This window comes from Marichromatium purpuratum 984 (assembly GCF_000224005.2).
Classification (GTDB): Bacteria; Pseudomonadota; Gammaproteobacteria; order Chromatiales; family Chromatiaceae; genus Marichromatium; species Marichromatium purpuratum.
Genome location: NZ_CP007031.1, coordinates 2,932,711 through 2,959,059, shown reverse-complemented (window position 1 = coordinate 2,959,059; position 26,349 = coordinate 2,932,711). Strand labels below are relative to the sequence as shown.

The 26,349-nt window shown below is 67.8% G+C and carries 24 protein-coding genes; 10 read left to right on the top strand and 14 right to left on the bottom strand.

Annotation, left to right across the window (positions count from 1 at the left end):
- Positions 1-60: 60 nt before the first annotated feature.
- On the top strand, positions 61-1,413 hold the full coding sequence (xseA, locus tag MARPU_RS12815) for an exodeoxyribonuclease VII large subunit (protein WP_005221567.1): 1,353 nt from the start codon (positions 61-63) through the stop codon (positions 1,411-1,413).
- Positions 1,414-1,419: 6 nt separating this feature from the next.
- Here the strand turns inward: xseA and MARPU_RS17300 are convergent, their stop codons facing one another.
- The 5 genes from MARPU_RS17300 to MARPU_RS12785 all read right to left on the bottom strand — a co-directional run bounded on the left by MARPU_RS17300 (position 1,420) and on the right by MARPU_RS12785 (position 5,549).
- Positions 1,420-2,817 (bottom strand): peptidoglycan-binding protein, encoded by a 1,398-nt coding sequence (locus tag MARPU_RS17300; protein ID WP_005221568.1) that lies wholly within the window; start codon positions 2,815-2,817, stop codon positions 1,420-1,422.
- A 65-nt stretch (positions 2,818-2,882) separates the two neighbouring features.
- Entirely contained in the window at positions 2,883-3,779 is an 897-nt protein-coding gene (locus MARPU_RS12800; RefSeq protein WP_005221577.1) for a hypothetical protein, read from the bottom strand.
- A 153-nt stretch (positions 3,780-3,932) separates the two neighbouring features.
- Positions 3,933-4,226, bottom strand: coding sequence for an ATP dependent RNA helicase (locus MARPU_RS12795; RefSeq protein ID WP_232229468.1), 294 nt, complete (start codon positions 4,224-4,226; stop codon positions 3,933-3,935).
- A gap of 268 nt (positions 4,227-4,494) precedes the next feature.
- Positions 4,495-4,614, bottom strand: coding sequence for a hemin uptake protein HemP (gene hemP / locus MARPU_RS18025; protein ID WP_232229467.1), 120 nt, complete (start codon positions 4,612-4,614; stop codon positions 4,495-4,497).
- Positions 4,615-4,796: 182 nt separating this feature from the next.
- The gene (locus MARPU_RS12785) at positions 4,797-5,549 is read right to left on the bottom strand and encodes a substrate-binding periplasmic protein (protein WP_198015479.1); all 753 of its coding nucleotides are present in this window, start codon (positions 5,547-5,549) and stop codon (positions 4,797-4,799) included.
- Between the two features lie 485 nt (positions 5,550-6,034).
- Here MARPU_RS12785 and MARPU_RS12780 point away from each other — a divergent pair, with 485 nt between their 5' ends.
- The 4 genes from MARPU_RS12780 to MARPU_RS12765 all read left to right on the top strand — a co-directional run bounded on the left by MARPU_RS12780 (position 6,035) and on the right by MARPU_RS12765 (position 14,107).
- Entirely contained in the window at positions 6,035-8,587 is a 2,553-nt protein-coding gene (locus MARPU_RS12780; RefSeq protein WP_005221585.1) for a methyl-accepting chemotaxis protein, read from the top strand.
- 437 nt (positions 8,588-9,024) lie between these two features.
- Positions 9,025-9,696, top strand: coding sequence for a CerR family C-terminal domain-containing protein (locus MARPU_RS12775; protein WP_043763708.1), 672 nt, complete (start codon positions 9,025-9,027; stop codon positions 9,694-9,696).
- The gene (locus tag MARPU_RS12770) at positions 9,687-11,006 is read left to right on the top strand and encodes an efflux RND transporter periplasmic adaptor subunit (protein ID WP_005221589.1); all 1,320 of its coding nucleotides are present in this window, start codon (positions 9,687-9,689) and stop codon (positions 11,004-11,006) included. Before MARPU_RS12775 ends, MARPU_RS12770 begins: the two co-directional genes overlap by 10 nt.
- On the top strand, positions 11,003-14,107 hold the full coding sequence (locus MARPU_RS12765; RefSeq protein ID WP_005221591.1) for an efflux RND transporter permease subunit: 3,105 nt from the start codon (positions 11,003-11,005) through the stop codon (positions 14,105-14,107). The genes MARPU_RS12770 and MARPU_RS12765 overlap by 4 nt, the downstream gene beginning before the upstream one ends.
- 71 nt (positions 14,108-14,178) lie before the next feature.
- Here the strand turns inward: MARPU_RS12765 and MARPU_RS12760 are convergent, their stop codons facing one another.
- Entirely contained in the window at positions 14,179-14,622 is a 444-nt protein-coding gene (locus MARPU_RS12760; RefSeq protein ID WP_005221592.1) for a MarR family winged helix-turn-helix transcriptional regulator, read from the bottom strand.
- A gap of 79 nt (positions 14,623-14,701) precedes the next feature.
- Here MARPU_RS12760 and MARPU_RS12755 point away from each other — a divergent pair, with 79 nt between their 5' ends.
- Positions 14,702-15,154, top strand: coding sequence for a hypothetical protein (locus MARPU_RS12755; protein WP_005221593.1), 453 nt, complete (start codon positions 14,702-14,704; stop codon positions 15,152-15,154).
- A 15-nt stretch (positions 15,155-15,169) separates the two neighbouring features.
- The gene (locus MARPU_RS12750) at positions 15,170-15,574 is read left to right on the top strand and encodes a hypothetical protein (protein WP_005221594.1); all 405 of its coding nucleotides are present in this window, start codon (positions 15,170-15,172) and stop codon (positions 15,572-15,574) included.
- Between the two features lie 60 nt (positions 15,575-15,634).
- Here MARPU_RS12750 and MARPU_RS12745 read toward each other — a convergent pair whose 3' ends face one another.
- Complete coding sequence (locus tag MARPU_RS12745; protein ID WP_005221595.1) at positions 15,635-16,561, bottom strand: LysR substrate-binding domain-containing protein; 927 nt, start codon at positions 16,559-16,561, stop codon at positions 15,635-15,637.
- Between the two features lie 101 nt (positions 16,562-16,662).
- Here MARPU_RS12745 and MARPU_RS12740 point away from each other — a divergent pair, with 101 nt between their 5' ends.
- The 3 genes from MARPU_RS12740 (at position 16,663) to MARPU_RS12725 (ending at position 20,013) form a co-directional block, all read left to right on the top strand.
- Complete coding sequence (locus MARPU_RS12740) at positions 16,663-17,637, top strand: DMT family transporter (protein WP_005221596.1); 975 nt, start codon at positions 16,663-16,665, stop codon at positions 17,635-17,637.
- Between the two features lie 322 nt (positions 17,638-17,959).
- On the top strand, positions 17,960-18,958 hold the full coding sequence (locus tag MARPU_RS12730) for a 50S ribosomal protein L11 methyltransferase (protein ID WP_005221597.1): 999 nt from the start codon (positions 17,960-17,962) through the stop codon (positions 18,956-18,958).
- Positions 18,959-18,981: 23 nt separating this feature from the next.
- A complete protein-coding gene (locus tag MARPU_RS12725; protein ID WP_005221598.1) occupies positions 18,982-20,013 on the top strand; it encodes a PLP-dependent cysteine synthase family protein in 1,032 nt (343 codons plus the stop codon).
- 46 nt (positions 20,014-20,059) lie between these two features.
- Here MARPU_RS12725 and MARPU_RS12720 read toward each other — a convergent pair whose 3' ends face one another.
- From MARPU_RS12720 to hisS, 7 genes are all read right to left on the bottom strand, one after another.
- Complete coding sequence (locus MARPU_RS12720; protein ID WP_005221600.1) at positions 20,060-20,455, bottom strand: DUF2750 domain-containing protein; 396 nt, start codon at positions 20,453-20,455, stop codon at positions 20,060-20,062.
- Positions 20,456-20,530: 75 nt separating this feature from the next.
- The gene (locus MARPU_RS12715) at positions 20,531-20,980 is read right to left on the bottom strand and encodes a hypothetical protein (RefSeq protein WP_156929279.1); all 450 of its coding nucleotides are present in this window, start codon (positions 20,978-20,980) and stop codon (positions 20,531-20,533) included.
- Between the two features lie 17 nt (positions 20,981-20,997).
- Complete coding sequence (locus tag MARPU_RS12710) at positions 20,998-21,624, bottom strand: hypothetical protein (protein WP_005221602.1); 627 nt, start codon at positions 21,622-21,624, stop codon at positions 20,998-21,000.
- 92 nt (positions 21,625-21,716) lie between these two features.
- Positions 21,717-23,117, bottom strand: coding sequence for a ribosome biogenesis GTPase Der (gene der / locus MARPU_RS12705; protein WP_005221603.1), 1,401 nt, complete (start codon positions 23,115-23,117; stop codon positions 21,717-21,719).
- 5 nt (positions 23,118-23,122) lie between these two features.
- Positions 23,123-24,358, bottom strand: coding sequence for an outer membrane protein assembly factor BamB (bamB, locus tag MARPU_RS12700; RefSeq protein WP_005221604.1), 1,236 nt, complete (start codon positions 24,356-24,358; stop codon positions 23,123-23,125).
- A gap of 20 nt (positions 24,359-24,378) precedes the next feature.
- The gene (locus MARPU_RS12695; protein ID WP_005221605.1) at positions 24,379-25,008 is read right to left on the bottom strand and encodes a YfgM family protein; all 630 of its coding nucleotides are present in this window, start codon (positions 25,006-25,008) and stop codon (positions 24,379-24,381) included.
- Positions 25,009-25,066: 58 nt separating this feature from the next.
- The gene (hisS, locus tag MARPU_RS12690) at positions 25,067-26,332 is read right to left on the bottom strand and encodes a histidine--tRNA ligase (protein ID WP_005221606.1); all 1,266 of its coding nucleotides are present in this window, start codon (positions 26,330-26,332) and stop codon (positions 25,067-25,069) included.
- Between the last annotated feature and the right edge of the window lie 17 nt (positions 26,333-26,349).

The following is a 26,349-nucleotide window of genomic DNA, read 5'->3' as shown; positions in this document are numbered from 1 at the left end:
TATAAAACTTATATTTGTTTTTGTAAACTAGCGTTTTCCCTTGGTCGTGGGGTTTGATTGATGTCTGCAGTGTTCGATCCCGAGGTCTATACGGTTTCGCGACTCAATCGCGAGGTGCGCGCGGTGCTCGACGGCGCCTTCCCTCCGCTGCGAGTGCGTGGCGAGGTCTCGAATCTCGCCGCGCCGGCCTCGGGACATCTCTATTTCACTCTCAAGGACAGCGGCGCGGCGGTGCGCTGCGCGCTGTTCCGCGGCCGCGGGCGGTCGCTCGCGATGCGTCCGGCCAATGGTCAGCAGGTGGTGGTGCGCGCGCGTGTCGGGCTCTACGAGCCGCGCGGTGACTTCCAGCTCATCGTCGAGTCGGTCGAGGCCGACGGCGAGGGCGCCGCGCGGTTGGCCTTCGAGCGCCTGGCCGCGCGGCTCGAGGCCGAGGGCCTGTGCGCGCCCGAGCGCAAGCGCGCGCCGCCGGCTTTTCCGTGTCAGGTCGGGCTGATCACCTCGCCGAGCGGGGCGGCGCTGCACGATCTGCTGGTGGTGCTGCGACGGCGTCAGCCGGGGCTGGCGGTACTGATCTACCCGGCCCAGGTGCAGGGCGAGGGTGCCGCGGCCTCGCTGCTCGCGGCGCTGGCGCAGGCCAATGCCCGTGCCGAGTGCGACGCGCTGATCCTCGCCCGTGGCGGCGGCGCGCGCGAGGACCTGGAGGCGTTCAACGACGAGACCCTGGCGCGCGCCGTCGCCGCCTCGTCGATCCCGGTGGTGAGCGGGGTGGGGCACGAGACCGACCTCAGCATCGTCGATTTGGTCGCCGATCGGCGCGCGCCCACGCCCTCGGCAGCGGCCGAGCTGGTCGCCCCGGCACGCGAGCCGCTGCTCGCCCGGCTCGATCGGCTCGAGGGTCGGCTGGCGCTGGCGTTGCGCCAACGCATTGAGACCGAACGGCGGCGGGTGCAGGGGCTGGAGCGTGGGTTGCGGCTGCTCCACCCGCGCGCCCGGCTCGAACAGCGCGCCCAGCAGCTCGATCGTCTGGAGGCGCGGCTGCGCGCGGCGCTGGCGGTGCGGTTGCGGCACGAGACGCAGCGTCTGGACGCGCTCGCCAATCGTCTCGAGCGCTGTCATCCGGGGCGGCGCCTGACGCCGGCGCGGGTACGGTTGGCGGCCCTGGAGCGGCGGCTGCATCAGGGGCAGGCGGCGCAGCTCGAGCGCCAGCGCGCGCGACTGGCGCGCGCGGTCGCCGGGTTGGACGCGCGCGGTCCGCTGGCGACCCTGGCGCGTGGCTATGCTCTGGTCACCCAGCCGCCGGGCGGCGCCCCGGTGCGCGATCCGAGTGTGCTCGCCCCGGGGCAGCGGGTCGGGGTGCGGGTGAGCGGTGGGCGCTTCACCGCCCGGGTCGAGTCGGTGGCGGAGCCCGACTGAGCGCGCTCAGCCGTTGTTGGCGTAGTCGATGAAGCCCTTGTTGATGCTGTTGATCTTGCGGCCGTGTCGGCGCAGCACGCCGATCTCGCGCCCGCCGGCGACATTGGTGTTGCCCTCGATGGTCACCAGCCGCACGCCCTCGATGCGCTCGACCAATCCGGTGTGACCGGCGCCGCCGGGGTCGCCGGTGTCGATCACGAAGATCGCGCCGGGCTGGACCCGTGCCGGGTCGGCGCTCGCCTCGGCCTGGGTGATGCGGCGCACCCCCTCGTGTCCGGCCCGGTTCCAGTGATCGAGCACCCCGGCGGTGTTGATGCAGGGGTTGTCGATGCCGAGGCCGTGCGCGGCCTCGGCGAAGCACCAGTGGACGAAGGCCGCGCACCAGGGGTGGCCGCCGTCGAGTCCGGTGCTGGCGAGATAGGCCTCGACCCGGGGGCCGCGATTCGACCCCAATGGTTCCTCGCGCACCCCGATCTCGCCGCGGGCGATCTCCAGCACCTTGGTCAGCAGCCTGTCGGCGGCGCGCCTGCGGGGCGGCTCGGCGCCGAACAGCGCCGCCCAGGTCAGCGGCCCGAGGATGCCGTCGACCACCAGCGGCTCGCCGCGCGGGTCCTCGCTGCGTGCCTGGAACAGTCGCAACGCCGCTTCGGTCTTGCTGCCGAAGTCGCCATCGATCACCAGTGCCGGAGTCGCGCAGCCGAGGACATTGAGTCGCGTCTGTACCCGGCGCACCAGCGCGCTGTCGCGCACGCCCTGGCGCAGCATCACTCCGGGGTAGTCGAGTGTGGCGGGCGCGCCGGTCGTCTCCGCCGTCGCCGGCTCGTCGAAGACCTCGACGCCGTGCGTCTCGAGCGCCTTGAGGAGGGTCGCTGCGCCGCACTGGCGCGAGACCAGCTCGGGGTCGAAGCGGCCGTCGGCGGCATATTTGCCCTTGCCGTAGTGCCCCGAGAAGGACCACAGGTAGGGCGATCGCACCTCCGGGTGGTACTTGCGATAGCCCCAGCCGTTGTAGGCCTCGAGCCGGAACAGGGTGCCGGCCAGTCCCCAGTCGTGCCAGCCGGCAAGCCCGCTCAGGTGCAACGCGTCGAGCGCCGAGCGCTCCCAGCTGAACGGCGGCTCGCCTGGTGGTCGACCGGCGGGGACGCGACGGGTGCGGGCGTGCAGCGGGTCGCCGTTGTGCAGATGACGGTCGAAGCGCAGCCCGGACTCGAGCGCGTGGATGACGGCGATCACCGGCCAGGGGACCGCGGCGATGGCGCCGAGCGCGCGATAGCGCTCCTGCTGGGCGAGGATACGCGTGACCAATCGTGCGACGGCGCCGGCGTGATCCGGGACGGTCGTACAGCTGTTGAAGAGCTGGGTGTACTCCTCGCGCAACGCCTCGAGACGGATCGGTGTCGACATGGTGGTGTGCTCCTGTTGTCGGCCGGGGTGGCGCGCCAACAAGTTAACACGTTATGTGTTTTCAGTCAGTCCGAGAGCGCGTTGATCAAGGTGCGCCAGATCGGGTCCTCGCTGCCGTCGAGTGCCGGATGATCCTCGATGATCGCCAGTGCGCGACCGCTGTCGTCATACAGGCGTAGCTGGCGCCTGGAGGTGCCGGTGCGCTGGAACACCCAGGCGCTGTCGACCGCCGCGGTGTCGAGACGCATCCGCGCGCCGTCGCCGATGAGTTGCAGCCAGGGGCCGGAGCGGCGGTGATGGGTATGGAAGACGCCGCTGAAGCGCTGGGCGACGCCGCGGGTGCCGGTGAGCACGCGCAGTGCGCGCCCCTGGTCGGCGAGGGCCTCGAACAGACACCCGACCAGCTCGTGATCGACCAAGGTGAGCCGGCCGTGATCGCGCAGCCGGGGCGGGTGGAGCCTCAACCAGCCGCAGGCCTCGGCCAGGTCGTGCCGGATGGCCGGATCTTCCGGGCCTTGCCAGGTGGACGGCGACGTGTGCAGGCGGCCGGGACTCGACGCGTGCGGTCGCTCATCCGTCACGGTGGCGTGGGTGTGGAGGAGGGTGCGCAGGGCGAAGTCGCTGGCATCGCGCGCGAGCGAGAGTTCGAGCAGCGCGCTGCCGCTGGCGTCCTCGATGCGCAGCCCGCGCGGTTGGGCGCGCAGGCGTTGCCAATGCGCGAGGAAGCCGTGCAGGGCGAAACCGCGTCCTTCCAGCCAGGCGTAATGATCACGCACTCGGATGCCCTGTAGCCGCGCCTGTTGGGTCAGCCGCACGCCGGGCAGCTCGGTTTCGATCCACAGCTGCTCGAGACACCCCAGGTCCCAGAGTAGTTCGGGCCAGGTTCGCCGTGCTGGCGGTGTGCCCGGGTGCAGTGGAATGACCGAGGCGAAGGTGGCGGGGCGGGTGGCGTTGGCGTGCATCTGCGGCTCCTGTCGATCAGGCTGGAGGCGGTCCGTGTCCGGGCGCGGACAGGGCGCGGGTATCACTGGCCGGGAAGGTGCGGCTGGCGGGCGTCGGCGGGCTGGCGCGGCCTGGTTTCGTGCCCGGAGGTCGCGGGCGACGGTGGTGGTCGTTCAGTGGCTATGCGCCAGGGTGCCGGTACGCTGCTCGGCCAGCCAGCGCCAGTGCCGGGCGAAGCGGCGCAGATGGCTCTGTTGGTCGGGATCGCGGCTGCCGGCAGGGTGCAGATAGAGGGCTTCGATGTGCTGGATCACGGCCCGGGCATGGCGCGTCGAGCCTTCGCGCGCATAGCGACGGATGAGTTCGCGCAATCGCGATTCCAGCTCGCCGGGCGCGAGTCGGGAGAGATCCTGGGCGGCGAGTTGGTCGGTGATGTCCTGCATGTCCTGTACCTCTGAGGTCGTCATCGGAGACACGCTCTCGGTAGCGGTGGGGCGAGGGTGTTCGCGTGCCGCTGGGGAGGTGTCGACAGGGTGCCGCATCCGTGCGGCGCAGCGATGCCCCTGGGTCAGGGCTGGCGGGGGTGTCCGGGGTGGCGTTGCCGCCCCGGTTGACGCGGGTTCTGGTGTGGCGATGTCCATGTCGGGAATCTGTATGTTCCTGGTCCTGTCGGCGGGGCCGCGCGGCGAACGGGACTGGCTGTGGGGGCCAGAGTCGGCGCCGCGCCGGCCGGGACTATTTGGTCAGGATCAGCTTGTTGTTGCGAGTCATCCTGAGGAAGTAGCGCTCACCGGCATGGTCGATGAGCAGCAGGTGTTGACCACCGAGCAGGGTACGGCTGTCGATACTGCGCATCTGCGGCGGGCTCTTGCGGCAGATGTGGCCCTGGCGGTGGCTGTCTGTCGAGGGAACGGATGGCATGGTCACGGCGCTCGGTCTCCAGTCTCGCGTTGGTGAAGTCTTACAAATGACAATCGTTATCGTTTGCGATAACGCTAGTCTCTCGCGTGCTGGATGTCAACCCCCACATGCCTCGCTCAGTGTGTCTGGCCCTTGCCGAGATAGTCCCGCAGGAGTTGCTGGTACTCAGGTTCTTGCTTGAAACGGTCGAGTTCGACGGAGAAACGCTCGACCAGTTCGGGAGAGACGCGCGCCTTGCTGAAGATGATGTAAAGCCCGTCGGTCTTGATCGGGTGAGCGGTGATCGGCTCGACACTGTCGAGCATCCCCAGTTGCTCAATGATGTGGTGGGCGTTGCCGTGCTCGGCGATCACGAAGTCGAGCCGCCCGGCCTGGAGCTTGCGGAAGTTCTGCTCGTCGCTCTCGGCCGCCTCGTAGACCCGGTGGCGCTCGACGAATGCCCAGAACTCCGGCGTGTAGCTGTAGCCGCGGACCACGCCGACCTTGCGCCCTCGCAGGTCGTCGAGTCCCTGGTAGGTCGCCGCCAACTCGCGGGAGGTCCAGAGTTCCCAGGGGCTTTCCACCAGCGGTTGTCCGGGATAGAGGGCGAATTCGTCGCGCGCGTCGGTGTGATTGGCCGAGAAGAGCGCATCGGCGGCACCGCGTTCGAGCATGATGATGGCGCGCTTCCAGGGGTAGATCCGGGTCTCGCGGACGGCCACGTCGAGCCGCTCGAAGATGCGGCGCACCACCTGGGTGCTGAAGCCGTCGAGCCTGCCGTCGACGACCATCTGGTAGGGCGCCCAGAGGTCACAGATCACGTTGAGCGGTGGGGTTTCGGTCGTCGCCCTGGCCGGCTGGGCCAGGGTGGCCGCGCCGCACAGCAGCATCAGCGCTGTCACCTGTATGAGGCGTGCGATGAGCCTGTGCCGGGCGAGAGAGGCGGGGTTGGGTTGGCGCATGGTGAGATCCTGGCGGGACATTGGGCGGGCCTGTCTGGAGCAGTGGATGGGGACGGCTTGACGACTCGCCAAGGTGGTCGATGGTGCGTTGAGGCTGTGTGTCGAGAGCGTCGTCGCGATGCCGGTCTTGCGATGTCTGGTGGCGGTTGCTCCAACGCGCGCGCGTGCGAGTTGATGGTATCGTGCCGTCGGGCTTGCTGATCGGTCTCCCGCCAGCGGCTGCGATTCGCATGACGGACTTGAGCCGCTTTCATCAAAAAGCTTGATCTGACACACACTGTCTGTCACTCGACATGGACTGGCGCGGAAAAGGCTGATCTCTTGCCCGGGTTCGCGCTGGATGCGACGAGCGGTCCGGGGGGACGTGTCAACGCAGGCGCGAGCGTCCGACAGTGAAGTGAGGAGATATTAGTGTGACGCTACTCAATCGACATTCGATTGGCTTCAAGATCGCCCTGTGGTCGGGGCTGACACTGATCGTGCTCGGCGGAGGGATTACCGCCTACGCCCTGCATCAGATGAAACAGATGACCGAGCAGCAGCGCGAAGACGCGCTGGACAACGGTCGTGCCTTCATCGTCAACGCCGCGCGTGAGCAGGCCGCGATCATCAAGGGCGATGCCGATCGCGCCTTCGGTGTGGTACGCAGCCTGGCCCAGGCCTTCGCCTCGGCCGCGTACAAAGAGGGCGAGGCACTGAGTGAATCGGACTGGACGCGGCTGCGTGCACGCTACAAGCGCATGGAGGTTGTCTCCGATCTGGCCGCTTCGGCGATCGCTCCCCTGGTTGGCGCGGCCGAGCGCGGCGAGATGCCGCTGGCCGAGGCCCAGGATCGCGCCATCGAGCTGGTGCGCAGCATGCGCTATGACGGCGACAATTATCTGTGGATCCAGGATCTGGGAACGCCCTATCCGCGCATGCTCATGCACCCTCATCAACCCCAGCTCGAGGGGCTGGTGATGGACGATCCGCGTTACAACACCGCGATGGGACGGAACGAGAACTTCTTCGTCGCGCTCAGTGATCAAGCTCGCGCGGAGGGGGGCGGCTATATCTATTACGATTGGACCCGGCCGGGTGAGGGTGGCACCACGCCCAAGTTGTCCTATGGTCGTCTGGTACCCGAGTGGGGCTGGGTGCTCGCCTCCGGGCTCTGGTCCGACGACATGTCCTTTTACAGTCGCGACGACATCAACCAGATGCTGCGTTCGGTGCTGCAGAACAACCCCGGCTTCGCCGGTCTCTACAGCGTCTGGGAGCCGAACGCCTTCGACGGCATGGATGCCGAATTCGCCAACACCTCTGGGACCGACGCCAGTGGTCGCTTCATTCCTTACTGGACGCGTGGGCGCAATGGCGAGCTGGTGCTCGAGGCGGCGCATGATTACGACGTGGCGGGGATTGGGGATTATTACCTGATCCCCAAGCGCACCGGCAAGGAGCGGGTGATCGATCCCTATCTCTACGAGATACAGGGACGTGAGCAACTGATCACCTCCGTGGTGGTGCCGATCACCAGCGACGATCGCTTCCGTGGCGTGGTCAGCGTCGATATCGCGCTGTCGCATCTGCAGCGCCTGATCGAGGAGGTCGCCTCAACCCTCTATGAGGGCAGGGGCAAGATCGCCCTGGTTTCCTATGAGGGGACGCTGGTGGCTTCCAGCCGGCGACCGGATCTGGTCGGCAAGCCCTTCTCTGAGCTGCACCCCGAGTCGGCGCGGATCATCGACGACATTCAGGCCGGCAAGACCACGGTGAGCGAGGTGGACGGTGAGCTGCTGGCCTTCGTGCCGATCCGCCTCGGCGAGGACGAGCACCCCTGGTCGGTCGGCGTGGCCGTGCCCATGGACGTGGTCACCGCCGCAGCCGACCAGGCCGAGGCCAGCGCCAAGCGGGCCGCGACGGTGATGCTCGGCGTGGCGGTGCTGTGCATCGCCGTCGGCGTCGGGGTGATGCTGTTGGTGGCGCGGGTCATCGTCAGCCGGATCCATGGTGTCTCGGAGACGATGCGCGACATCGCCGAGGGCGAGGGCGACCTCACCCGCGAGATCGAGACCCTCGGCAAGGATGAGCTGGCCGAACTGGCCGTCGCCTTCAACCTGTTCCAGGCCAAGGTCCGCGAGCTGGTCTCCCAGGTCGCCGGGGGAGGGGAGCGGCTGGCCGCCGCTGCCGAGGAACTCTCGGCCACCAGTGAGCAGACCGACGAGCAGGTCCGTCGTCAGCAGGCCGAACTCGATCAGGTCGCCACCGCGATGAACGAGATGACCGCCACCGTCGCCGAGGTCGCGCGCCATGCGACCGAGGCGGCCGAGGCGACGCGCCAGGCCGATCAGGACGCGGGCGCCGGTCGTGAGGTGGTCGCTCGCGCGGTCGGCTCGATCGAGGCGCTGTCGCGGCAGGTCGAGGAGGCGACCGGGGTGATCGGCCGGCTCTCGGCCGACTCCGAGGAGATCGGTAAGGTGCTCGATGTCATTCGCGGCATCGCCGAACAGACCAACCTGCTCGCGCTCAACGCCGCGATCGAGGCCGCGCGCGCCGGCGAGCAGGGGCGCGGCTTCGCGGTGGTCGCCGACGAGGTCCGCACCCTGGCCAGTCGCACCCAGGCCTCGACCACCGAGATCCAGGAGATGATCGAGCGCTTGCAGTCCGGTGCCGGACAGGCGGTGACGGTGATGGAGCAGGGTCGCAGTCAGGCTCAGGAGAGTGTCGAGATGGCCGCCGAGGCGGGCAACTCGCTCGATCAGATCACCCAGGCGGTGAGCGCGATCAAGGATATGAACACCCAGATCGCCAGCGCCGCCGAGGAGCAGTCGGCCGTCTCCCAGGAGGTCGATCGCAACCTGATCAACAGCACCCAGGCGGTCGAGAGCATTGCTGCCGGCTCGACCCAGATCAACCATGCTGCGAGTGAGCTGGCACAGCTCGCGGCCGAACAGCAGGAGCGTGTCGGGCGGTTCAAGTTCTAGACCGTCCATGCCAGTCGGGCGCCGGGTAATCCGGCGCCTGGGTCGTTCAGTTGCCAGTTTTCAGCTTTCAGCCTCCAGCCTCCAGCCTCCAGCCTCCAGGAAATTGAACTGCAATGGCGCGAAGGACGCGAAGGGTTTGAAGGGGGTGGTGGGCGGTTTTTTCGCGAGTCGTCAGCCGTCAGCCGTCAGCCATCAGCCGTCAGCCGTCAGCCATCAGTCTCCACCCTCCACCCTCCAGAAGTTGAACCGTAGTGGTGTGAAGGGGACGAGGGCGTTGAGGGGAGTCGGCGAAAGCTTCCCCACTGGTGGCTGGAGACTGACTCAACCGCCGCCAGCGATTTGGCCGTGTCTCTGTGGGGATAAATTTCAAACGATCGTTTGAATTAAACGTTCGTTTGAACTATGTTTCTGGCATGTTCCTGATCAGCGAGCCCGTGATGACCACCAGACCCTCTACCCAGGAGACCCGCGAGCGTCTGCTCGCGGCTGCGCTCGAGGCCTTCGGCCAGCGTGACTACGATGCGGTCAGTATCCGCGAGCTGGCCACTGCCGCCGGGGTCAACCTCGCCGCCATCTCCTACCACTTCGGCGGTAAGCACGGGCTCTATCTGGCCACTGCACGGCTGCTCGGCGAGCGCATGCGTGCGCTGCTGCACGAGGACCTGTCGTGGATCCGCACCGCCTATGCCGACGCCAGCCCCGAGGAATGTCGACGACTGGTCGGCGACCTGATCGGGCGTCTGGCCTCGCGTCTGCTCGGCGACGAGTTCGGCCGTCACGTGCCGGGCCTGATCATCCGCGAGCAGGGGCGACCGACCGAGGCCTTCGAGATCCTCTACGAGACCCTGTTCGGTCCCGTTCATCACGTGCTCGGTGAGTTGATCGGACGCGCGCGCGGTCGCCCGGCGGACGACGACGAGATCCGGGTGATCGCCCATGCGCTGATCGGCCAGGCGGTGATCTTCCGCGCCGGTCGTACCGCATTGCTGCGTTACATGGGTCGCGAGGGTTTCGACGAGTGCGACCTCGTCCACATTCGCCGGGTGGTTGCCGCGCTCGCCGAGAGCGCCCTCGCCGGTCATATTGAGGGAGACGAGTCATGCCTTTAGCACCGCCGCGTCATTGGCGTCGACTGCTGCTCTTGCCCCCGATCATGCTGGGTGTCCTGACCCTGGTGCTGATGGTGCGTGGGCGCGAGCCGCCGGCGTTGGTCGAGCCGACCGAGCCGGTACGCGCGGCGCGGGTGGTCGAGGCCAGCCTGGTGGCGCTCGCGCCGACCGCCCAGGGTTATGGCTCGGTGCGGCCCGAACGGGTGTGGGCGGCGGTGAGCCAGGTCGCCGGGCGGGTGGTGTGGATCCACCCGAGGTTGCGCGAGGGCGAGATCCATGCTGCCGGCGGTGAGCTGTTGCGCATCGACCCGGTCGATTACGAGCTGCTGCTGGCGCAGGCGCGCGCCGAACTCGCCGATCTGGAGGTGCAGCGCGGCAACGCCGAGGCGTTGTTGGTGATCGAGCGGCGCAATCTCGAGCTGGCCGAGGCGGCGCTGGTCCGTAACCAGCGGCTGATCCGCCAGGGCACCACCTCGCAGAGCGTGGTCGATGACTCGGAGCGGGCGTTGCTCGCCAGTCGTGCCGAGGTGCGACGACTCGACAACACCCTGGCGCTGATCCCCGCCCAGCAGGCCCTGCTCGAGGCCAAGGCACGGCGCGCCGAGCGCGATCTCGCCCATACTCGCATCACCGCACCCTTCGAGCTGCGGGTGGCCGATCTCGCGGTCGAGGCCGAGCAGTACGTCGGCGTCGGGCAGCGGTTGTTCGTCGGCGACATGGTCGAGCGCATGGAGATCGAGGCGCAGGTGCCGCTGGCGGCGCTGCGTCGGCTGTTCCTCGATCGACCCGCGATCGAGGTCGATGTCACCCGGCTCGGCGAGCTGGTCGAGTCGGTCACCGGGGTCGAGGCCCGCGTGCGGCTCGATCTCGGCAACCATGTCGCCGAGTGGCGGGCCGAGTTCGTGCGTTTCGACGACACCGTCGACCCGCGCACCCGCACCATGGGCGTGGTGGTTGCGGTCGATCGCCCCTTCGACAAGATCCGCCCCGGCTATCGCCCGCCGCTGTCGAAGAACATGTTCGTCGAGGTGGTGCTGCGCGGTCGTCCGGCCGGCGAGCAGCTGGTGGTGCCGCGCCTGGCGGTGCGCGACGGTGCGGTGTTGGTGGCCGACGCCGAGGATCGGTTGCGCCGTCGTCCGGTCGAGGTGCGCTACACCCAGGGCGAGCTGAGCGTGATCGCCGCAGGGCTGGAGCCGGGGGCGCGGGTGGTGGTTTCCGATCTGGTGCCGGTGGTCGAGGGCATGCGTCTGGCCGTTGAGCCCGACGAGCGCCTGAGGCGGATGCTGCGCGCCCAGGCGGTGCAACCATGATCGCCTGGTTCGCCCGTCACCAGACCGCGGCCAACCTGCTGATGGCCGCGATCATGATCCTCGGCCTGGCGAGTCTGCCGGGTCTGCAGCGCGAGACCCTGCCCGAGGTTGCCAACGACGAGGTTGAGGTGCGGGTGGTCTATCGCGGCGCCACCCCGGACGAGGTCGAGGATGCGATCTGTCGTCGTGTCGAGGACGCGCTCGAGGCGGTCACCGATCTCGACGAGCTGCGTTGTGCTGCCACCGAGGGTCAGGGGGTGGCGGTCGCGGTGATGCGCGAGGGCGCGGAGATGATGCGCTTTCTCGACGACGTCAACGCCGAGATCGATGCCATCGACGACTTCCCCGACGAGACCGAACGCCCGGTGGTACGCGAACTCGGTCGCACCGATCCGGTGATCGCGGTGGCGGTCACCGGCCCCGATGATCCGGTCGCGCTCAAGGCGTATGCCGAGGATCTCGAGGCGCGGATGCTGGCCGAGACCGAGATCGCCCAGATCGAGATCCAGGGCTTCTCCGATCATCACATCCGTCTCGAGATCCCGTCCTGGCGGCTGCGCCAGTACGGTCTGTCCGCCGCCGAGGTCGCCGAGGTCGTCGCTCGTCACAGCGTCGGCACTCCGCTCGGCTGGATCGAGGGACCGGACGAGGATCTGCTGCTGCGCTTCGACGATCAGCGCAAGCGCGCCGCCGACTTCGCCGATCTGGTGGTGATCTCGGGGGCGAGCGGGGCACAGATCCGTCTCGGCGAGATCGCCACCATCACCGACCGCTTCGATCGTCCCGAGGACCAGGTGCGCTTCGACGGACGGCGCGCCGCGCTGCTGGTGGTGAGCAAGACGCTCGACCAGGACGTGCTCGACATCTACGAGACGGTGCGCGCCTTCGTCGCCGCCGAGCGGACCCGCGCCCCCGCCGGGGTCGCGCTCGCGCTCACCCAGGACGTCGCTTCGATGGTGCGCGACCGGCTGGAGATGCTGATGCGTAACGGTCTTCAGGGGTTGGCACTGGTGTTCCTGGTGCTGTGGCTGTTCTTCGGTATCCGCTACAGCTTCTGGGTGACCATGGGGTTGCCGGTCTCCTTTCTCGGCGCCTTCGTGCTGATGCCGCTGTTCGGCATCACCGTCAACATGATCTCGATGGTCGGGCTGCTGATCGGCATCGGCCTGCTGATGGATGATGCCATCGTCATCGCCGAGAACATCGCCGCCCGGCTGGTGCGCGGCGCCGCCCCCGCCGAGGCGGCGATCGCGGGCGCGCGCGAGGTGCTGCCCGGGGTGCTCGCCTCTTTCGCCACCACCACCCTGGTGTTCGGCTCGCTGGTGTTCATCGGCGGGGATCTCGGGCAGATCCTGCGGATCATGCCGGTGGTGCTGTTACTGGTGATCTCGGTGAGCCTGATCGAGGCGTTCTGGATCCTGCCCCATCATCTCAATCACGTCCTGGCACGCGAGCGTGGTCGTCCGCTCTCGCGGTTGCGCCAGGGCGTCGAGCGCGGCTTCGCGTGGCTGCGCGACGGGGTCTTTGGGCCGCTGGTCGATCGCGCCCTGGCGTGGCGTTATCTCACCCTCGGGTTGGCGCTGATGCTGCTCCTGGTCTCGGTGGCGATGGTCGCCGGTGGGCGGCTCAAGTTCGTCGGTTTCCCCGAACTCGACGGTGATGTCATCGAGGCCCGGGTGCTGTTGCCGCAGGGCACGCCGCTGGCGCGTACCGAGGCGGTGGTGAGGGAACTTGAGGCGGCGCTCGGGCGTGCCGCCGCGCGGGTCATGGCCGGGCAACCCGACGACACACCATTGGTGCGACACGTCGCCGTGCGTTTCGGCCAGAACCCCGATGCCTACGAGGGCGGTGCCCATGTCGCCCGGGTGGTGGTCGACCTGCTCGAGGCCGAGCGGCGCGCCTTCGCCCTCGACGACCTGTTTGCCGCCTGGCGCGAGGAGACCGGTCCGCTGGCCGATGTCATCAACATCAAGTACACCGAACCGGCGATCGGCCCGGCGGGGCGGGCGATCGACATCCGTCTGCTCGGTACCGATCTCGACCGGCTGCGCGCGGCCTCGGGCGAGTTCCAGCGCTGGTTGTTGCGGCATGCCGGGGTGCTCGACCTCGGCGACGACCTGCGCCCCGGCAAGCGCGAGCTGCGGCTGCGGCTCAAGCCCGGCGCCGATGTCCTCGGGCTTGATGCCCGGGCGGTGGCCGAGCAGGTGCGCGCCGCCTTCCAGGGGGTGGAGATCGACGAGTTCCAGGTCGGGCGCGAGCGCTACGAGGTCAATCTGCGGGTGGTGGCGGCCGACCGGATGGGGCTCGATGATCTCGACGACTTCATGGTGATCGGCCCCGACGGCGTGCTGGTGCCGCTGTCGCTGGTGGCCGAGGTCGAGGAGGTGCGCGGCTGGGCGCGTATCCACCGCATCGACGGGCGCCGTGCGGTGACCATCCAGGGCGAGGTCGACCGTGAGCTGGTCAATGCCCGTGAGCTGCTCGGTCTGGCTCAGGCCGAGTTCGTGCCAGAGCTGCGCGCGCATTACCCGGAGATCCAGGTGGAGTTCCACGGCGAGATCCGCGAGTCGCGGCTCACCGGGCAGTCGATCGTGCGTAACGTGGCACTCGGACTGATCGGCGTCTACATGCTGCTGGCGCTGCAGTTTCGCGGCTATCTGGCACCGCTGACGGTGATGGTGGTGATCCCGATGGCGCTGATCGGGGTGGTGTTCGGCCATCTCGCGCTCGGTATCGACATGGCGATGCCGAGCATCACCGGCATGGCCTCGTTGTTCGGCGTGGTGGTCAACGATTCCATCCTGCTGGTGGTGTTCATCCGCGCCGCGCGGGCGCGCGGCGCGGCGGTGATCGAGGCCGCCGCCGAAGCGGCGCGGGCGCGTTTCCGCCCGATCCTGCTGACCTCGATCACCACCATCGCCGGGCTGACTCCACTGCTGCTGGAGAAGAGCCTGCAAGCGCAGATCCTCATCCCGCTGGCCACCAGCCTGGCCTTCGGGCTGACCACCGCGACGCTCGCCGCGCTGCTGCTGGTGCCTGCGCTCTATGCCATCCTCGACGACCTCGGCTGGCTCGGCGCGCTGGAGGCCGAGCGCGACTGAGGTCTCGTCGTGTCGTCACGCCGTCGGTTGGGTGGTCGGACTCGGCAACCCAACACCGGCGTGCGGAGGGCTCAGACGACCTCGTCGTCGGGCTGCAACCCGGTGACGACCTTGCGCATCAGCGCGACGAAGGTCGCGCGCTCGGTCGCCGAGAGCCCGGCGAGGGCGCGGGCATTGACCGCCGTGGCCGCCGCCGTCGCCGGTTCCTTCAGGGCGCGGGCGGTCTCGGTCAGCCAGATGCGCTGGGCGCGCCCGTCGTGCGGGTCGCGTCGGCGCTGGATCAGGCCGTCGCGCTCCATCCGCGCCAGGGTGTTGGCCATGGTCGGCTGCTCGATGTCGAGCGCGGCGATCAACTCGCGCTGGGTCAGCCCGTCGCCCTCCCACAGCACCAGCAGCGCCGGGAAGGTGCCGATGCTCAGGCCCAGCGGTTTGATCCGCGCTTGCAGCTCGCGCGCGAAGAGCCGCGCCAGGTGGTTGGCGAGATAGCCCGCCGAGTCGTCTCTGCTGAATGTCATGGCGTCTTGATAGCACTTGTATAGCTTGAAATGCAATGCTATATAGCAAGCTATGTTTAACCCTGGAGCGGAGACCGTCATGACCAAGTGGATCCATCCCATCGCCGGCGTGCTGGCGCTGCTGACCATCCTGAGCTTCTGGCTCGCCACGGTGATCGTCGAGACCCTCGGCGCCCCGGCGGCCATCGTCGCGGTCAAGACCGCCATCCCCTGGGGCCTGCTGGTGCTGATCCCGGCGCTCGCGGCGGTCGGCGGATCGGGCTTTGCGCTGGCGCGTGATCGCCAGGGGGCGCTGGTCGCGGCCAAGCGCCGGCGGATGCCGATCATCGCCGCCAACGGTCTGCTGGTGCTGGTGCCCTGCGCCTTCTTCCTCGCCGCCAAGGCCGGGGCGGGGGAACTCGACGGCGTCTTCTACGCGGTGCAGGGGCTGGAGCTGGTCGCCGGCGCGGTCAACGCCACGCTGCTCGGGTTGAGTCTGCGCGACGGGCTGCGGTTGAGCGGCCGGCTGCGCGGCCAGCCGGTGCGGACCTGAGCGGGGGAGACGATCATGCGTATCCAGAAGCCGCTCCTGTTCGTCGCCGTCGCACTGCTCTCCGGCGGCTGCGGCGCGCCCCATCTGCACCAGGTCCACGAGGCCGAGCAGCGCTTGCTCGGCGCTGAGGTCGAGCGGCTCGCGCACTGCATCGGCGAGCCGCTGTCGGTCACTCGGTCGGCCACGGATCCCGGTGTCACGCTGCGCCACTACTCCTCGGCGCAGCGCCGCGGCGCCGATGGCCTGCTGCGTGCCACCCCGGCCCCAGCCCCCGAGGACGACGCCCGCGCCTGTGTCTTCGATATCCGTGTGCGCGACGGGCGCGTCGTCGCCGTCGCCAGCAACAACCGCGCCGGTTGGGGCTTCGGCAGCATCAAGCGTTGCTCGGCGATGATCGGACGCTGTGCGGGTAAGGGATGAGCATCGCACCCGGAGTGGTGACGATGATCGTGCGGGGGATGAATGAGGGGCGGAGCCCGCTCATCCGTCCTCGACTTCCACCCTCGTCGAGACCTGCTCATCGGTCATCGGATCGAGTGATTCGAATCCGTCCTCGACCCGCCCCAGGATGTAGTCGACGAGCGATTCCCCGGCACGCGACAGCCCGCTCGGGGCGATCTCGAGGGCCAGCTCGACGCTTGGCAGCGAGGGGAGTCCGTCGGCCGTGCCCAATGTCCGGTGGCCGGGTAACAGGGAGCTGTCCGGCAGCACCGAGACCCCGAGTCCGCCCAGTACGGCGGCCTGGATCCCGACGAGGCTGGGACTGACATAGGCCAGCCGCCAGGCGCGGCCGTTCGCCGCGAGTGCGTCGATGGCATGGGCGCGGTAGGCGCACCCCTCCGGGAACACCGCCAGGGGTAGGGGGTCGGTCTCGATCAGTTGGCACATGCGGCTGCCGACCCAGTGCAACGGCTCTCGATACAGGCCCCGACCACCCTCGGCTTCGAGATTGCGCCGGATCAGCGCCAGGTCGAGTTCGCCGTCACGCACCGACTTCAGCAGTTTCACCGAGAGGTCGCAGCAGACCTCCAGCTGGACCCGGGGATGCATGGTGGCGAAACGCGACAGCAGCAGGGGTAGATACTTGCTGGCGAAGTCCTCCGGTGTCCCCAGACGTACCTTGCCCGCGAGCCCGGACGCGCCGACGGCCTGGAGCGCGTCGTCGTTGATTCGCAGCATGTGACGCGCGTATCCCAGCAGGACCTCGCCCGCCTCGGTCAGGCCGCACAGGCGGCCCTTGCGACGCACGAACAATGGACGCTCGACCAGTTGCTCCAGACGCTTGACCTGGATGCTCACGGCGGGCTGGGTGCGATGGAGACGCGCGCCGGCCTGGGTGAAGCCCTGCGCCTCGACCACGGTGACGAAGGTTCTCAGTAACTCGACGTTGAGGCTCGGGATACCCATAACGATTTCTTATCCCTTTTGCTCCGAAGAATTCATTTTCCCTCAGGACGACCAGGTCCTTACCCTGCTGCGCCACTTATCGAGAAAATTCGCCGACGACCATGAACAGCAGCGATACCGACGAGGCGATCGCGATGGGCGTTCCGTCCAGAGGACGCCTCGAACCACGCGAGGGAGCGGCCTCGACGAGCACGTTCTACATCCTCGGACTCGCGCTCGTTTTCTGCATCATCTGGAGCTCCGCCTTCGTTGCCGGCAAGATCGCGCTCCAGTCCTCGCCGCCGTTGACTCTCCTGGTGATGCGCTTCGTCCTCGCCGGGGTCCTCATGTTGCTGCTGGCGTGGTTGCTCGGCGAGCGCTGGCGTATCGACGGACGCACGTTCCTCAACCTGTTGCTACTCGGGTTCCTGAACAACACCGCCTATCTCGGGTTGAGCTTTACCGGACTGGCCACGGTGCCCTCCGGGCTGGTCACCATCATCGCGGCCACGACCCCGCTGATGACCATGGTACTGGCCATCTTCCTGCTCGGCGAGCGCATCACCGCCCGGCAACTGATTGGCCTGATGCTGGGCTTCGGCGGCGTATTCTTCATCTTCCATCGCAGCGTTTCGGACGTCGCCGACATCAGCCCCCTGGGGATCGGTTATGTGGCGCTGGGAACACTGGCGCTGTCGCTCGGGACCATCCTGTTCAAGCGTATGCGGGTGGAGATGAGTCTGCTCTCGGTCAATGCCATCCAGACCCTGTTGGGCGGGTTGCTGTTGCTGCCGGTCGCCCTGACGCTCGAGGACGTCTCATCCGTCACGCTCGACACCACGCTCCTGGTGTCGCTGATCTATCTGGTACTCGTGGTCTCCGTCGGCGCCGTGCTGCTGTGGCTCAGGATCCTGAGCCTGACGAGTGCCAGTACCGCCAGCTCCTTCCATTTCATGACCCCGGTGTTCGGTCTCGTCATCGCCTGGTTGCTGCTCGCCGAGCCGATCTACTGGTTCGAGGCCGTCGGCGTTATTCCGGTGGCGCTGGGGATCTTGCTGGTCGTGATGAGAGGCACCGCCGTCAGGAAGCAGGATTAGGCGCGCGGTAGGGCGAGCAGGACTCGATCATCAGGAGTCTCCCTCGGCACAAGGATGTGCCACCTCGAATGGCTGTCTCCTCCCGGTCTGACCGGGCTGGAGAGGAGTGTCGTCCGGTCCGATCTCGGCCGACACAGCGAAGGGTGGCGCATCGTCGATCTGCCGGAGGGTTCGCAATGCTTCCTCCATGCTGGCCGCGACTCGCCGCCCGAACGACATAGCGTATTGCCGAGGGCGGGTCCTCTCGGAATATCGCCCTGTCGATGACCCGTCTGCCTCGATGACATCCGGGGCGGTCACAACCCAGGAAGTGAGGAGCACCATGCAATCGACGACCGTACGAGCACCCGCCGACATCGCAAGCTCGATCCAGGGCTTCTTTGAGTCGGGGCGGACGATTCAACGGCTCACCCCCGAGCTGCGGGTCGAGCTGACCGAGCACACTTATCTGCCGAAGATCGATGTGCCACGTCGCGACTGGGTCGCCTCCGTGGCGATCCCTTCCTTCATCGCATACGCCAGTAAATATGGCCTGAACGAGTCCGACTTGGTCGATTTCTGCTCCATTGGCACCGGATCCGGGATCGATGCGATCGCCGCGATCGAACTCCTGGGGCCGGCTCATGTCGTCGTCACCGATATGCATCACGACGTGGTCGACAAGGCGGTCGGCAACATCCTCGCCAATCTCCTGGAACCGTCGCGTTTCCAGGTCGAGGGCCATGTCGGGGATCTCGCCGAACCATTGCTCGAGACCGGGCAGCTGTTCGATCTCATCTACGAGAACCTCCCCAACATCCCGTTGCTTGAAGGGATCGATCTCGAACACGGGATGAACAGCTCCAGCTATATCAGGTCACGCGAACACGGACTCCCCGAAGCGATTCGGAACGACCTGCTGGAGCTGCACTACAGCCTACTGCGACAGGCGGGCAGTATACTGAAGCCCGGCGGCCACGTGTTGTGCTCGATCGGGGCCAGGGTTCCGATCACCTCGATCCTCGAGATGCCGCGCCACGCGGGGTTCGACCCGGAGCTGCTGATTTACACCTGGAAGATACAGTCCGAGCCGGAGGAGGTGGTGGGATCCTACGCAGTGCACCAGAAGCATGGCCACGGGCCCTTTCAGTTCTATCCGGTGGAGATCCTGCGGGAGGTGTTCGCGGATCTCGATCCCGCCCAGTCGCTGGATGCGGCGCTGGAGATCGAGGCGAGACTTCAACCCCATGCCATCGATGCGGAGACCGCCATCGCGATCGTGCAGAAGGGCGTCGAACTCGGACACACGGTGGTCGTGGTCGATGCGCAGCATCGCGTCTAGGGTGCACGACAAGGGGGTGGAGAATGGCAGCGTCGATCCAAGCGGAGCAGCGTCCGTCCGGCCGCACTCAGGTCCATCACGGCACGATCCTCGATCATATCGGGAGTACCCCGCTGGTCAGGCTGGACAAGCTCTTCAGCCAGGACCATGTCACCGTCCTCGCGAAGCTCGAGACCTTCAACCCGAGCGGAAGCGTCAAGGATCGGATCGTCAAGCACATCATCGAGGACGCCGAGCGGTCGGGAGTGCTGAGGTCCGGCGGGACCATCGTCGAGAACACCTCGGGCAACACGGGTGCCGCGATCGCCATGATCGCGGCGATCAAGGGGTACCGCGCGATCCTCACCATGCCCGACAAGGTGAGCCAAGAGAAACAGGACGCCTTGCGAGCCCTGGGCGCGGAGGTCGTGCGGTGTCCCACGTCGGCGCAGCCGGGATCCCCGGATCACTATGTCAGGCGGGCACGGGACATCGCCGCCTCCATCCCCGGGTCCTTCATGATCGATCAATACGACAACCCCAAGAATGCCGAGGCCCATTACCTGACTACCGGCAAGGAGATCTGGGAACAAACCGGGGGAGAGATCGACTACTTCGTGGCCAGCGGCAGTACCGGGGGAACGATCTCCGGGATCGGCAGATACCTGAAGGAGAGGCTGCCCGATCTCAAGGTCATCATGCCGGATCCGGTCGGGTCGATCTATCACGACTACTTCAATACCGGAACGGTCGATCACGGCAAGATCGGGACCTATCAGGTCGAAGGTGTGGGCGAGGACCATATCGCCGAGTGCATGGATTTCACGGTCGTCGACGAGGTCCTGCAATTCGAGGATGCCGATGCCTTTGCGATGGCGCGACGTCTGGCGAGACAGGAGGGGATCTTCGCCGGTGGTAGCTCCGGGGCGAATCTATGGGGCTGCGTCCAGATCGCGAGGCGGTCCGATGAGCCGGTGACCATTGTCACCGTGCTCCCGGACTCCGGCCTCAAATATCTCTCCAAGTTCTTCAGTGATCGCTGGATGAAGGCGCAAGGGCACGACATCTCGTCATGAAGGAGGCGGCCGTCCCCGCGGTCGATCTCGCGCGGGGACGGTGCGCTCAGTCGCGCGCGCGCTGTGCGGCCTCGAGGTCGGCGAGCAGCTCCAGCGGATCGACCACCATGCCGCTGCCGTCGGGGGCGGCGAACACCGAGACCAGGCGCTCGTCACGGTCCATGCCGGGGAGCCAGCGTTCCATGAAGGTGGCGAGCGGGAGCGATTCGGGACGACAGTCGCCCCAGTCCTCCTCGGCCAGGGCGGCGGCCAGCTCCGGGGCCGGCCAGAAGGGGAAGCAGTCGGTGTCGTCCTCGTCGCTGAAGGCGACGAAGCCGTCCTCGGCGCACAGTGTCCAGACCTGGTCGTGTTCGACGGCCTCGGTGACGAAGAGGCTATAGCGATCGGGGGCGGGCAGGTCGAACAGGGCGGCGAGTTCCTGGGTGGAGCGTGGTGCGTTCATCGTGAGGCCCCCTTGCGGTCGGGTGGTTTGGGTTGCACTCCGCATTGTATGACAGCCGGGCGCCTCCCGGGGGGCTCAGGGTGCGGGCGCGGTGCGCATGACCCGTTGTCGCCAGCCGGCGTGGCAGGCGATGCAGGCATGATCGAGCCGGGCGAGGGCGTCGAGCGCAGCGCCCCAGTCGGCCTCGCGCGCGGCCTCGAGTGCGGCGCCGGCATGGCGGTCGAGCTGCGGGTCGAAGGCGAGCAGCGCCTGCTTGAAGGCGTTGCGATCGCTCGGCGCCATGATCGTCCAGGGGCGGTGGCGTGGTGCCGGATGGTCGAGGATCATGCGCGCACCGATGGCCACCAGTTCGGCATTCTCGCGCAGGATGCCACGCTGGATGGTGCCGACGGCCTCGCCCATCAGCTCCATTAGCTGGCGGTAGTCGATATCGGCGCGGACCTTGCCGGCGACCAGCTCCTCGGCGGTTTCGGCGTACGCCGTGGCGCCGAGCAAGGCGGTGACGAACACGATGGCGAGTCGCATCATCGATCGGGGCCGGATCACCACGGAGCCATCGAGTCCATGACGCGGAAGGGAATGCCCATGGCGCGGGTGTCGCTGGCCATGCCACCGACGCCTTGGCGCATCAGCAGGACGTCGTACTGGAGACGGCCCATGGTGGTGTTCATCTGGGTCATGTCGTCACTCATCTCGACGATGCTCACGCGCATCCGGCCCATGTCGTCGCGCATCGCCTCCATGCTGGTGCGCATGCTGCCCATGTCGCCGGCCATCGCCGCCATGTAGCTCTCGCCCTGGGTCTTGAACTCGGAGGGGCGCACGCGGGTGTCGCCGGCGGTGTGGCCCATGTTGTACATGTAGTCCTCCATCCGGTTCATGTCGTGGGCCATCATGAACACCAGATAGAAGAGCACGCCGCCCATCAGCACGGCGAACAGGCCGAGCACGCCGGTGTACCACTTGGCGCGGGAGTGACGACGCTCCTCGATGTGGAGTCGTCGGTCGAGTCCGCTGATGTCGTTGAGTTGACGCTCGGGGCCGCTCGCCGCGAGCAGGCGTTCGAGCTGGTCGCTGAGTCGGGCGCGCTGCGCGGTGTCTTCCCTGAGCGCCTGGATCAGCGCATCGATTCCGTGCTGGGGTGAATCGCCTTCGATCTGATCGGTCATCTGCGCCCTCGTCCTGAGTGTTGCTGGGGATGCCGATTATAGGGCCGTCGTCGACGAGACGGCGAGGGTGGTGCGTCCCTGCACCGATGGATTCAACGCTTGCGCGAGGTGAACTTCTTGAGCCGCTGGCGGCTCTTGATCTGGCGCGGGGTGAGCGGGTTGCGCTTGCCCTCGTAGGGGTTGCCGCCGCTCTTGAACTCCAGGCGCAGCGGGGTGCCGAGCAGATCGAGTTCGCGGCGGAAGCGGTTGATCAGATAGCGCTTGTAGCTCGCCGGGGTCTCCTCGGTCTGGTTGCCGTGGATGACCACCACCGGCGGATTGCGTCCACCCTGGTGGGCATAGCGCAGCTTGATGCGTCGACCGCGCACCAGCGGCGGCTGGTGCTCCTGTACCGCCGCTTCGAGCAGCCGGGTCAGCTCCGGGGTGGAGAGGTTGCGGGTGGCGTTGGCATAGGCCAGGTCGACGTCGTCGAGCAGCAGCCCGACGCCGCTGCCATGCAGCGCCGAGATACGGTGCAGCTTGGCGAAGTCGAGGAAACCGAGCTTGCGGGTGAACTGCGCCTTGACCTGTTCGCGCGCCTCGGCGTCGAGTCCGTCCCACTTGTTGATCGCCACCACCACGGCGCGACCGCTGTCGATGACATGGCCGGCGAGGGTGGCGTCCTGCTCGCCGATGCCGGCATGGGCATCGATCACCAGGACCACCACGTTGGCCGCCTCGATCGCCTGCAGCGTCTTGATCACGCTGAATTTCTCAATCGCCTCCTTAACCTTGGCGCGACGGCGCAGACCGGCGGTGTCGATCAGGGTGTAGCGCCGACCGTCACGCTCGAAGGGGATGAAGACGCTGTCGCGGGTGGTGCCGGGGCTGTCGAAGGCGACCACACGCTCCTCGCCGACCAGACGGTTGATCAGCGTCGACTTGCCGGCATTGGGGCGACCGACGATTGCCACCTTGACGCCCCGCTCGTCGTCCTCCTCGGCGGCCTCCTCCTCGGCGGGTTCGGGGAGCAGGGCGAAGACATGCTCGACCAGCGGCCGGATCGCCATCCCCTGGGTGGCCGAGACCGCGCGCGGTTCGCCCAGCCCGAGGGCGTGGAACTCGGCGGTGGCGAGCAGCGGGTCGAAGGTGTCGCTCTTGTTGACCACCAGGGTCATCGGCTTGCCGATACGGCGCAGCCGTTCGGCGATGGCGATGTCCTCCGGGGTGCAGCCGTCGCGCGCGTCGACCACGAACAGCAGGTGATCGGCCTCCTCGATGGCCAGTTGCACCTGACGCTCCATCAGCGTCTCGACGCCCTCGGTGGCGGTGGCGATACCGCCGGTGTCGACGATCACATAAGGACCGGGGCCGATCCGCCCGACCCCGTATTGGCGATCGCGGGTGAGCCCGGGGAAGTCGGCGACCAGCGCGTCGCGGGTGCGCGTGAGCCGGTTGAACAGGGTCGACTTGCCGACATTGGGACGACCGACCAGGGTGATGACGGGGAGCATGGTATTCAGGGACTCGCGTTGTCGGCTTGCTCGGGCGCGCGTTGCGCCGTCCGCGCCGGAATGGCGCCGACGCTGAGGGCGCTCAGCGTCCCGTCGTCGGCATAGACATAGAGCCGCCCGGCGACGGCCAGCGGCGGTGCGGTGATCGGCGCTTTCTTGGTGATGCGGGCGCGTCCGAGCAGCTGGCCGTCGGCGGCGTCGAGCAGGTGGACATAGCCCTCCAGGTCGCCGACCACGACCACCTGGCCGCTCAACGCCGGCGCGGTGAGCCGACGATAGCGTAGCCCTTCCTGTACCCAGCGTCCGGCGCCGCTGAGCGGGTCGGCGCCCCACACCTGATCGCGCGAGTCGGTGACGAACAGCGCCTCCGGGGTGGCGGCAAGACCGGCGTGGGCGGAGAGTTCGCGGCGCCACAGCACGGTGCCGGTGACGGCGTCGACCGCAGCCAGGTCGCCGTTGTAGGTGCCGACGAACACCGTGGTGCCGACCAGCACCGGGTCGGCGTCGATGTCGGCGATGCGTGAGAGTTCGGAGCGCCCGCTCGGTCGGGTGATGGTGACCTCCCACAACGGCGTGCCGTCGGCGACATCGAACTTGATCAGCTTGCCCCCGGAGAGTCCGACGATGACCCCGTCCGGGGCGACCGCCGGGGTGCTGCTGCCGCGCAGGGTGAGCACCGGGGCGGGGTAGGTGAGGTGCCAGCGCTGCTCGCCGGTGGCCGCCTCGATGCCGTAGAGGCTGTCGTCGAGGGTGTGGACGACGATGGTCTCGGCATCGGCGAAACGCGGCACCGAGAGCACCTCGCTGCCGAGTCGGGTCCGCCACAGCTCGGTGCCCTCGGCGGTGGAGAAGGCCGCCAGCTCGCCGCCGGTGGTGCCGAGCACCAGACGCTCGCCGTGGACCTCGGGGCCGCCGCTGAAGGCCAGCTCGGTCTTCTGGCGCCACAACACGCGGCCGCTGTCGGCGTCGAGCGCGACGAGGGTGCCGCGGGCATCGGCGACATAGAGCCGCCCGGCGGCGAGCGTCGGCACCAGATAGAGGCGACGCCCGTCGGTGCCGTCGGTGACGCGCGCCGACCACAGCGTGGTCGGGCTCAGCGACGGGTCGAGTTCGGGCAACTCGCTCGGCGGTGTCGGATCCTCCTCGCTGCCGAGCCAGGGGATGAGACTGCAGCCGCCGAGCAGTGCGCTCAACAGCAGTGCGCCGGCGCCGGTGATCGCCGCTCTGGTGTGGATCGCCATAGCTTCCTTCCGTGTGTCGTCTAACCGGCCGAGGGCAGGTTGTCGAGCTTGAGCTGGATGAGTTGCGAGAGTGCGGCACCGCCCTCGATGGCCGTCTCATAGGCCTCGCGGGCGGCGTCGAGGTCGCCGCGCGCGGCGGCCAGATCACCGCGTACCGCGGCGAAGTCGGCGCTGAACTCGGGGCTGTCGTCATGGGTCGCGATGGTCGACTCGGCGGCATCGAGCGCGCCCTCGGCGAGCTGGATGCGCGCCAGGCGCAGTGCGGCGAGGCGTGCCAGCGCCGCGTCCGGGGCGTCTTCGATCACCCGCTCGAGTCGGGCGATGGCCGCCTCGGCCTCACCGGCTCGATAGAGCCCCTTGGCCGCGACCAGGGCGCCGAGTGCGGCATAGGGCGTGGCGCCGAAGTCGGCGTCGAGCTGCTCGGACTGCTTGGCGAGCACCGTGGCCGCGTCCGCGTCCTCGGCGCTGTAGAGCATCTGCTCGAAGTGAGTCGATGCCTGGGCGGCATGGTCGTTGCGGTATTCGGTCCAGTAACGCCAGCCGAAGATGATGACCAGGCCGAGCGCGAGACCGGCGAACACGGCAACGCCGTTGTCACGCCACCACTTCTTGATGGCCTCGGCCTTTTCCTCGTCGGTTTGGTAACTCACGGGTCTGTCCTCTATGGGTGCGCGCGCTGTCGCGCGGCGCGGATGGCTCTCGATGGGGTCAGGCCGGTGTGCCGGCGAGCAGCGCGGCCAGCGCGGTGAAGTCCAGCTCGCGCTGTTCGATCTGCTCGCGCAGCGCCTTGACGCCGACCACCCCGCGCTCGGCCTCGTCCTCGCCGAGGATCAGCGCATAGCGCGCGCCGCTCTTGTCGGCACGCTTGAACTGGCTCTTGAAGCTGCCGCCGCCGGCGTGGACCACCAGGCGCAGCTCGGGCAGGGTGTCGCGCAGTCGCTCGGCGAGCACCGGGGCCTCTTGTTGGGCGCGCTCGCCGAGTGCGACCAGGTAGGCGTCGATGCCGGGATCATCCTGCGCGCCGCTCAGTTCGAGCAGCTCGACCAGGCGCTCGATGCCCATGGCGAAGCCGACGGCGGTGGTCGGGCGCCCACCGAGCTGGGCGACCAGACCGTCGTAACGACCGCCGGCGCAGACCGTGCCCTGGGCGCCGAGTTCGTCGGTGATCCATTCGAACACGGTGCGATTGTAGTAGTCGAGCCCACGCACCAGACGCGGATTGACCTGATAGTCGACCCCGGCGCGCTCGAGTCCGGCGCGGATGTGATCGAGGTGAGCGCGACTGGTCGCGCCGAGATGATCGAGCAGCGAGGGCGCGCCGGCGACGATCTCGCGGGTCTGCGGGTGCTTGGAGTCGAGGACGCGCAGCGGGTTGCTGTGCAGCCGCTTGCAGCTGTCCTCGTCGAGTTGCTCGACATGGGCCTCGAGATAGGCGATCAGCTCGGCGCGATAGGCCGCGCGCTCCTCGGCGTCGCCGAGCGAATTGATCTCCAGGCGGAAACCCTCGAGCCCGAGTTCGCGCCACAGTCGCGCGGTCATCAGCATCAGCTCGAGGTCGATGTCCGGTCCCTCAAGCCCGAAGACCTCGACCCCGATCTGATGGAACTGGCGGTAGCGGCCGCGCTGCGGACGCTCGTAGCGGAACATCGGGCCGCGGTACCACAGCCGCTGCGGCTGCATCAGCAAGCCGTGCTCGATGGCCGCGCGCACGCAACTCGCCGTCCCCTCGGGGCGCAGGCTGAGGCTGTCGTCGTTACGATCGGGGAAGGTGTACATCTCCTTCTCGACGATGTCGGTGACCTCGCCGATGGAACGCTTGAACAGGTCGGTGACCTCGACGACGGGGGTACGGATCTCGCTGTAGCCGTAGCCTTCGAGGACCCGTCGCGCGGTGTCCTCGAGACGGTGCCAGGTGGGGATGCGGTCCGGCAGGATGTCGTGCATCCCGCGGATGGCTTGGATCTTCTTGCTCATACTGGGCGGATACTGAT

Excerpts from the sequence above, each read along its gene's own strand:
- MARPU_RS12745 (WP_005221595.1), bottom strand. The coding sequence starts at position 16,561 with ATGGGTATCCCGAGCCTCAACGTCGAGTTACTGAGAACCTTCGTCACC.
- MARPU_RS12710 (WP_005221602.1), bottom strand. The coding sequence starts at position 21,624 with ATGACCGATCAGATCGAAGGCGATTCACCCCAGCACGGAATCGATGCG.
- bamB (WP_005221604.1), bottom strand. The coding sequence starts at position 24,358 with ATGGCGATCCACACCAGAGCGGCGATCACCGGCGCCGGCGCACTGCTG.
- MARPU_RS12800 (WP_005221577.1), bottom strand. The coding sequence starts at position 3,779 with ATGCACGCCAACGCCACCCGCCCCGCCACCTTCGCCTCGGTCATTCCA.
- MARPU_RS12770 (WP_005221589.1), top strand. The coding sequence starts at position 9,687 with ATGCCTTTAGCACCGCCGCGTCATTGGCGTCGACTGCTGCTCTTGCCC.
- MARPU_RS12740 (WP_005221596.1), top strand. The coding sequence starts at position 16,663 with ATGAACAGCAGCGATACCGACGAGGCGATCGCGATGGGCGTTCCGTCC.
- MARPU_RS12775 (WP_043763708.1), top strand. The coding sequence starts at position 9,025 with ATGACCACCAGACCCTCTACCCAGGAGACCCGCGAGCGTCTGCTCGCG.
- hisS (WP_005221606.1), bottom strand. The coding sequence starts at position 26,332 with ATGAGCAAGAAGATCCAAGCCATCCGCGGGATGCACGACATCCTGCCG.
- MARPU_RS12720 (WP_005221600.1), bottom strand. The coding sequence starts at position 20,455 with ATGAACGCACCACGCTCCACCCAGGAACTCGCCGCCCTGTTCGACCTG.
- MARPU_RS12755 (WP_005221593.1), top strand. The coding sequence starts at position 14,702 with ATGACCAAGTGGATCCATCCCATCGCCGGCGTGCTGGCGCTGCTGACC.
- MARPU_RS17300 (WP_005221568.1), bottom strand. The coding sequence starts at position 2,817 with ATGTCGACACCGATCCGTCTCGAGGCGTTGCGCGAGGAGTACACCCAG.
- MARPU_RS12765 (WP_005221591.1), top strand. The coding sequence starts at position 11,003 with ATGATCGCCTGGTTCGCCCGTCACCAGACCGCGGCCAACCTGCTGATG.
- MARPU_RS12760 (WP_005221592.1), bottom strand. The coding sequence starts at position 14,622 with ATGACATTCAGCAGAGACGACTCGGCGGGCTATCTCGCCAACCACCTG.
- MARPU_RS12715 (WP_156929279.1), bottom strand. The coding sequence starts at position 20,980 with ATGCGACTCGCCATCGTGTTCGTCACCGCCTTGCTCGGCGCCACGGCG.
- MARPU_RS12795 (WP_232229468.1), bottom strand. The coding sequence starts at position 4,226 with ATGACGACCTCAGAGGTACAGGACATGCAGGACATCACCGACCAACTC.
- der (WP_005221603.1), bottom strand. The coding sequence starts at position 23,117 with ATGCTCCCCGTCATCACCCTGGTCGGTCGTCCCAATGTCGGCAAGTCG.
- hemP (WP_232229467.1), bottom strand. The coding sequence starts at position 4,614 with ATGCGCAGTATCGACAGCCGTACCCTGCTCGGTGGTCAACACCTGCTG.
- MARPU_RS12730 (WP_005221597.1), top strand. The coding sequence starts at position 17,960 with ATGCAATCGACGACCGTACGAGCACCCGCCGACATCGCAAGCTCGATC.
- MARPU_RS12750 (WP_005221594.1), top strand. The coding sequence starts at position 15,170 with ATGCGTATCCAGAAGCCGCTCCTGTTCGTCGCCGTCGCACTGCTCTCC.
- MARPU_RS12725 (WP_005221598.1), top strand. The coding sequence starts at position 18,982 with ATGGCAGCGTCGATCCAAGCGGAGCAGCGTCCGTCCGGCCGCACTCAG.
- MARPU_RS12785 (WP_198015479.1), bottom strand. The coding sequence starts at position 5,549 with ATGCTGCTGTGCGGCGCGGCCACCCTGGCCCAGCCGGCCAGGGCGACG.
- xseA (WP_005221567.1), top strand. The coding sequence starts at position 61 with ATGTCTGCAGTGTTCGATCCCGAGGTCTATACGGTTTCGCGACTCAAT.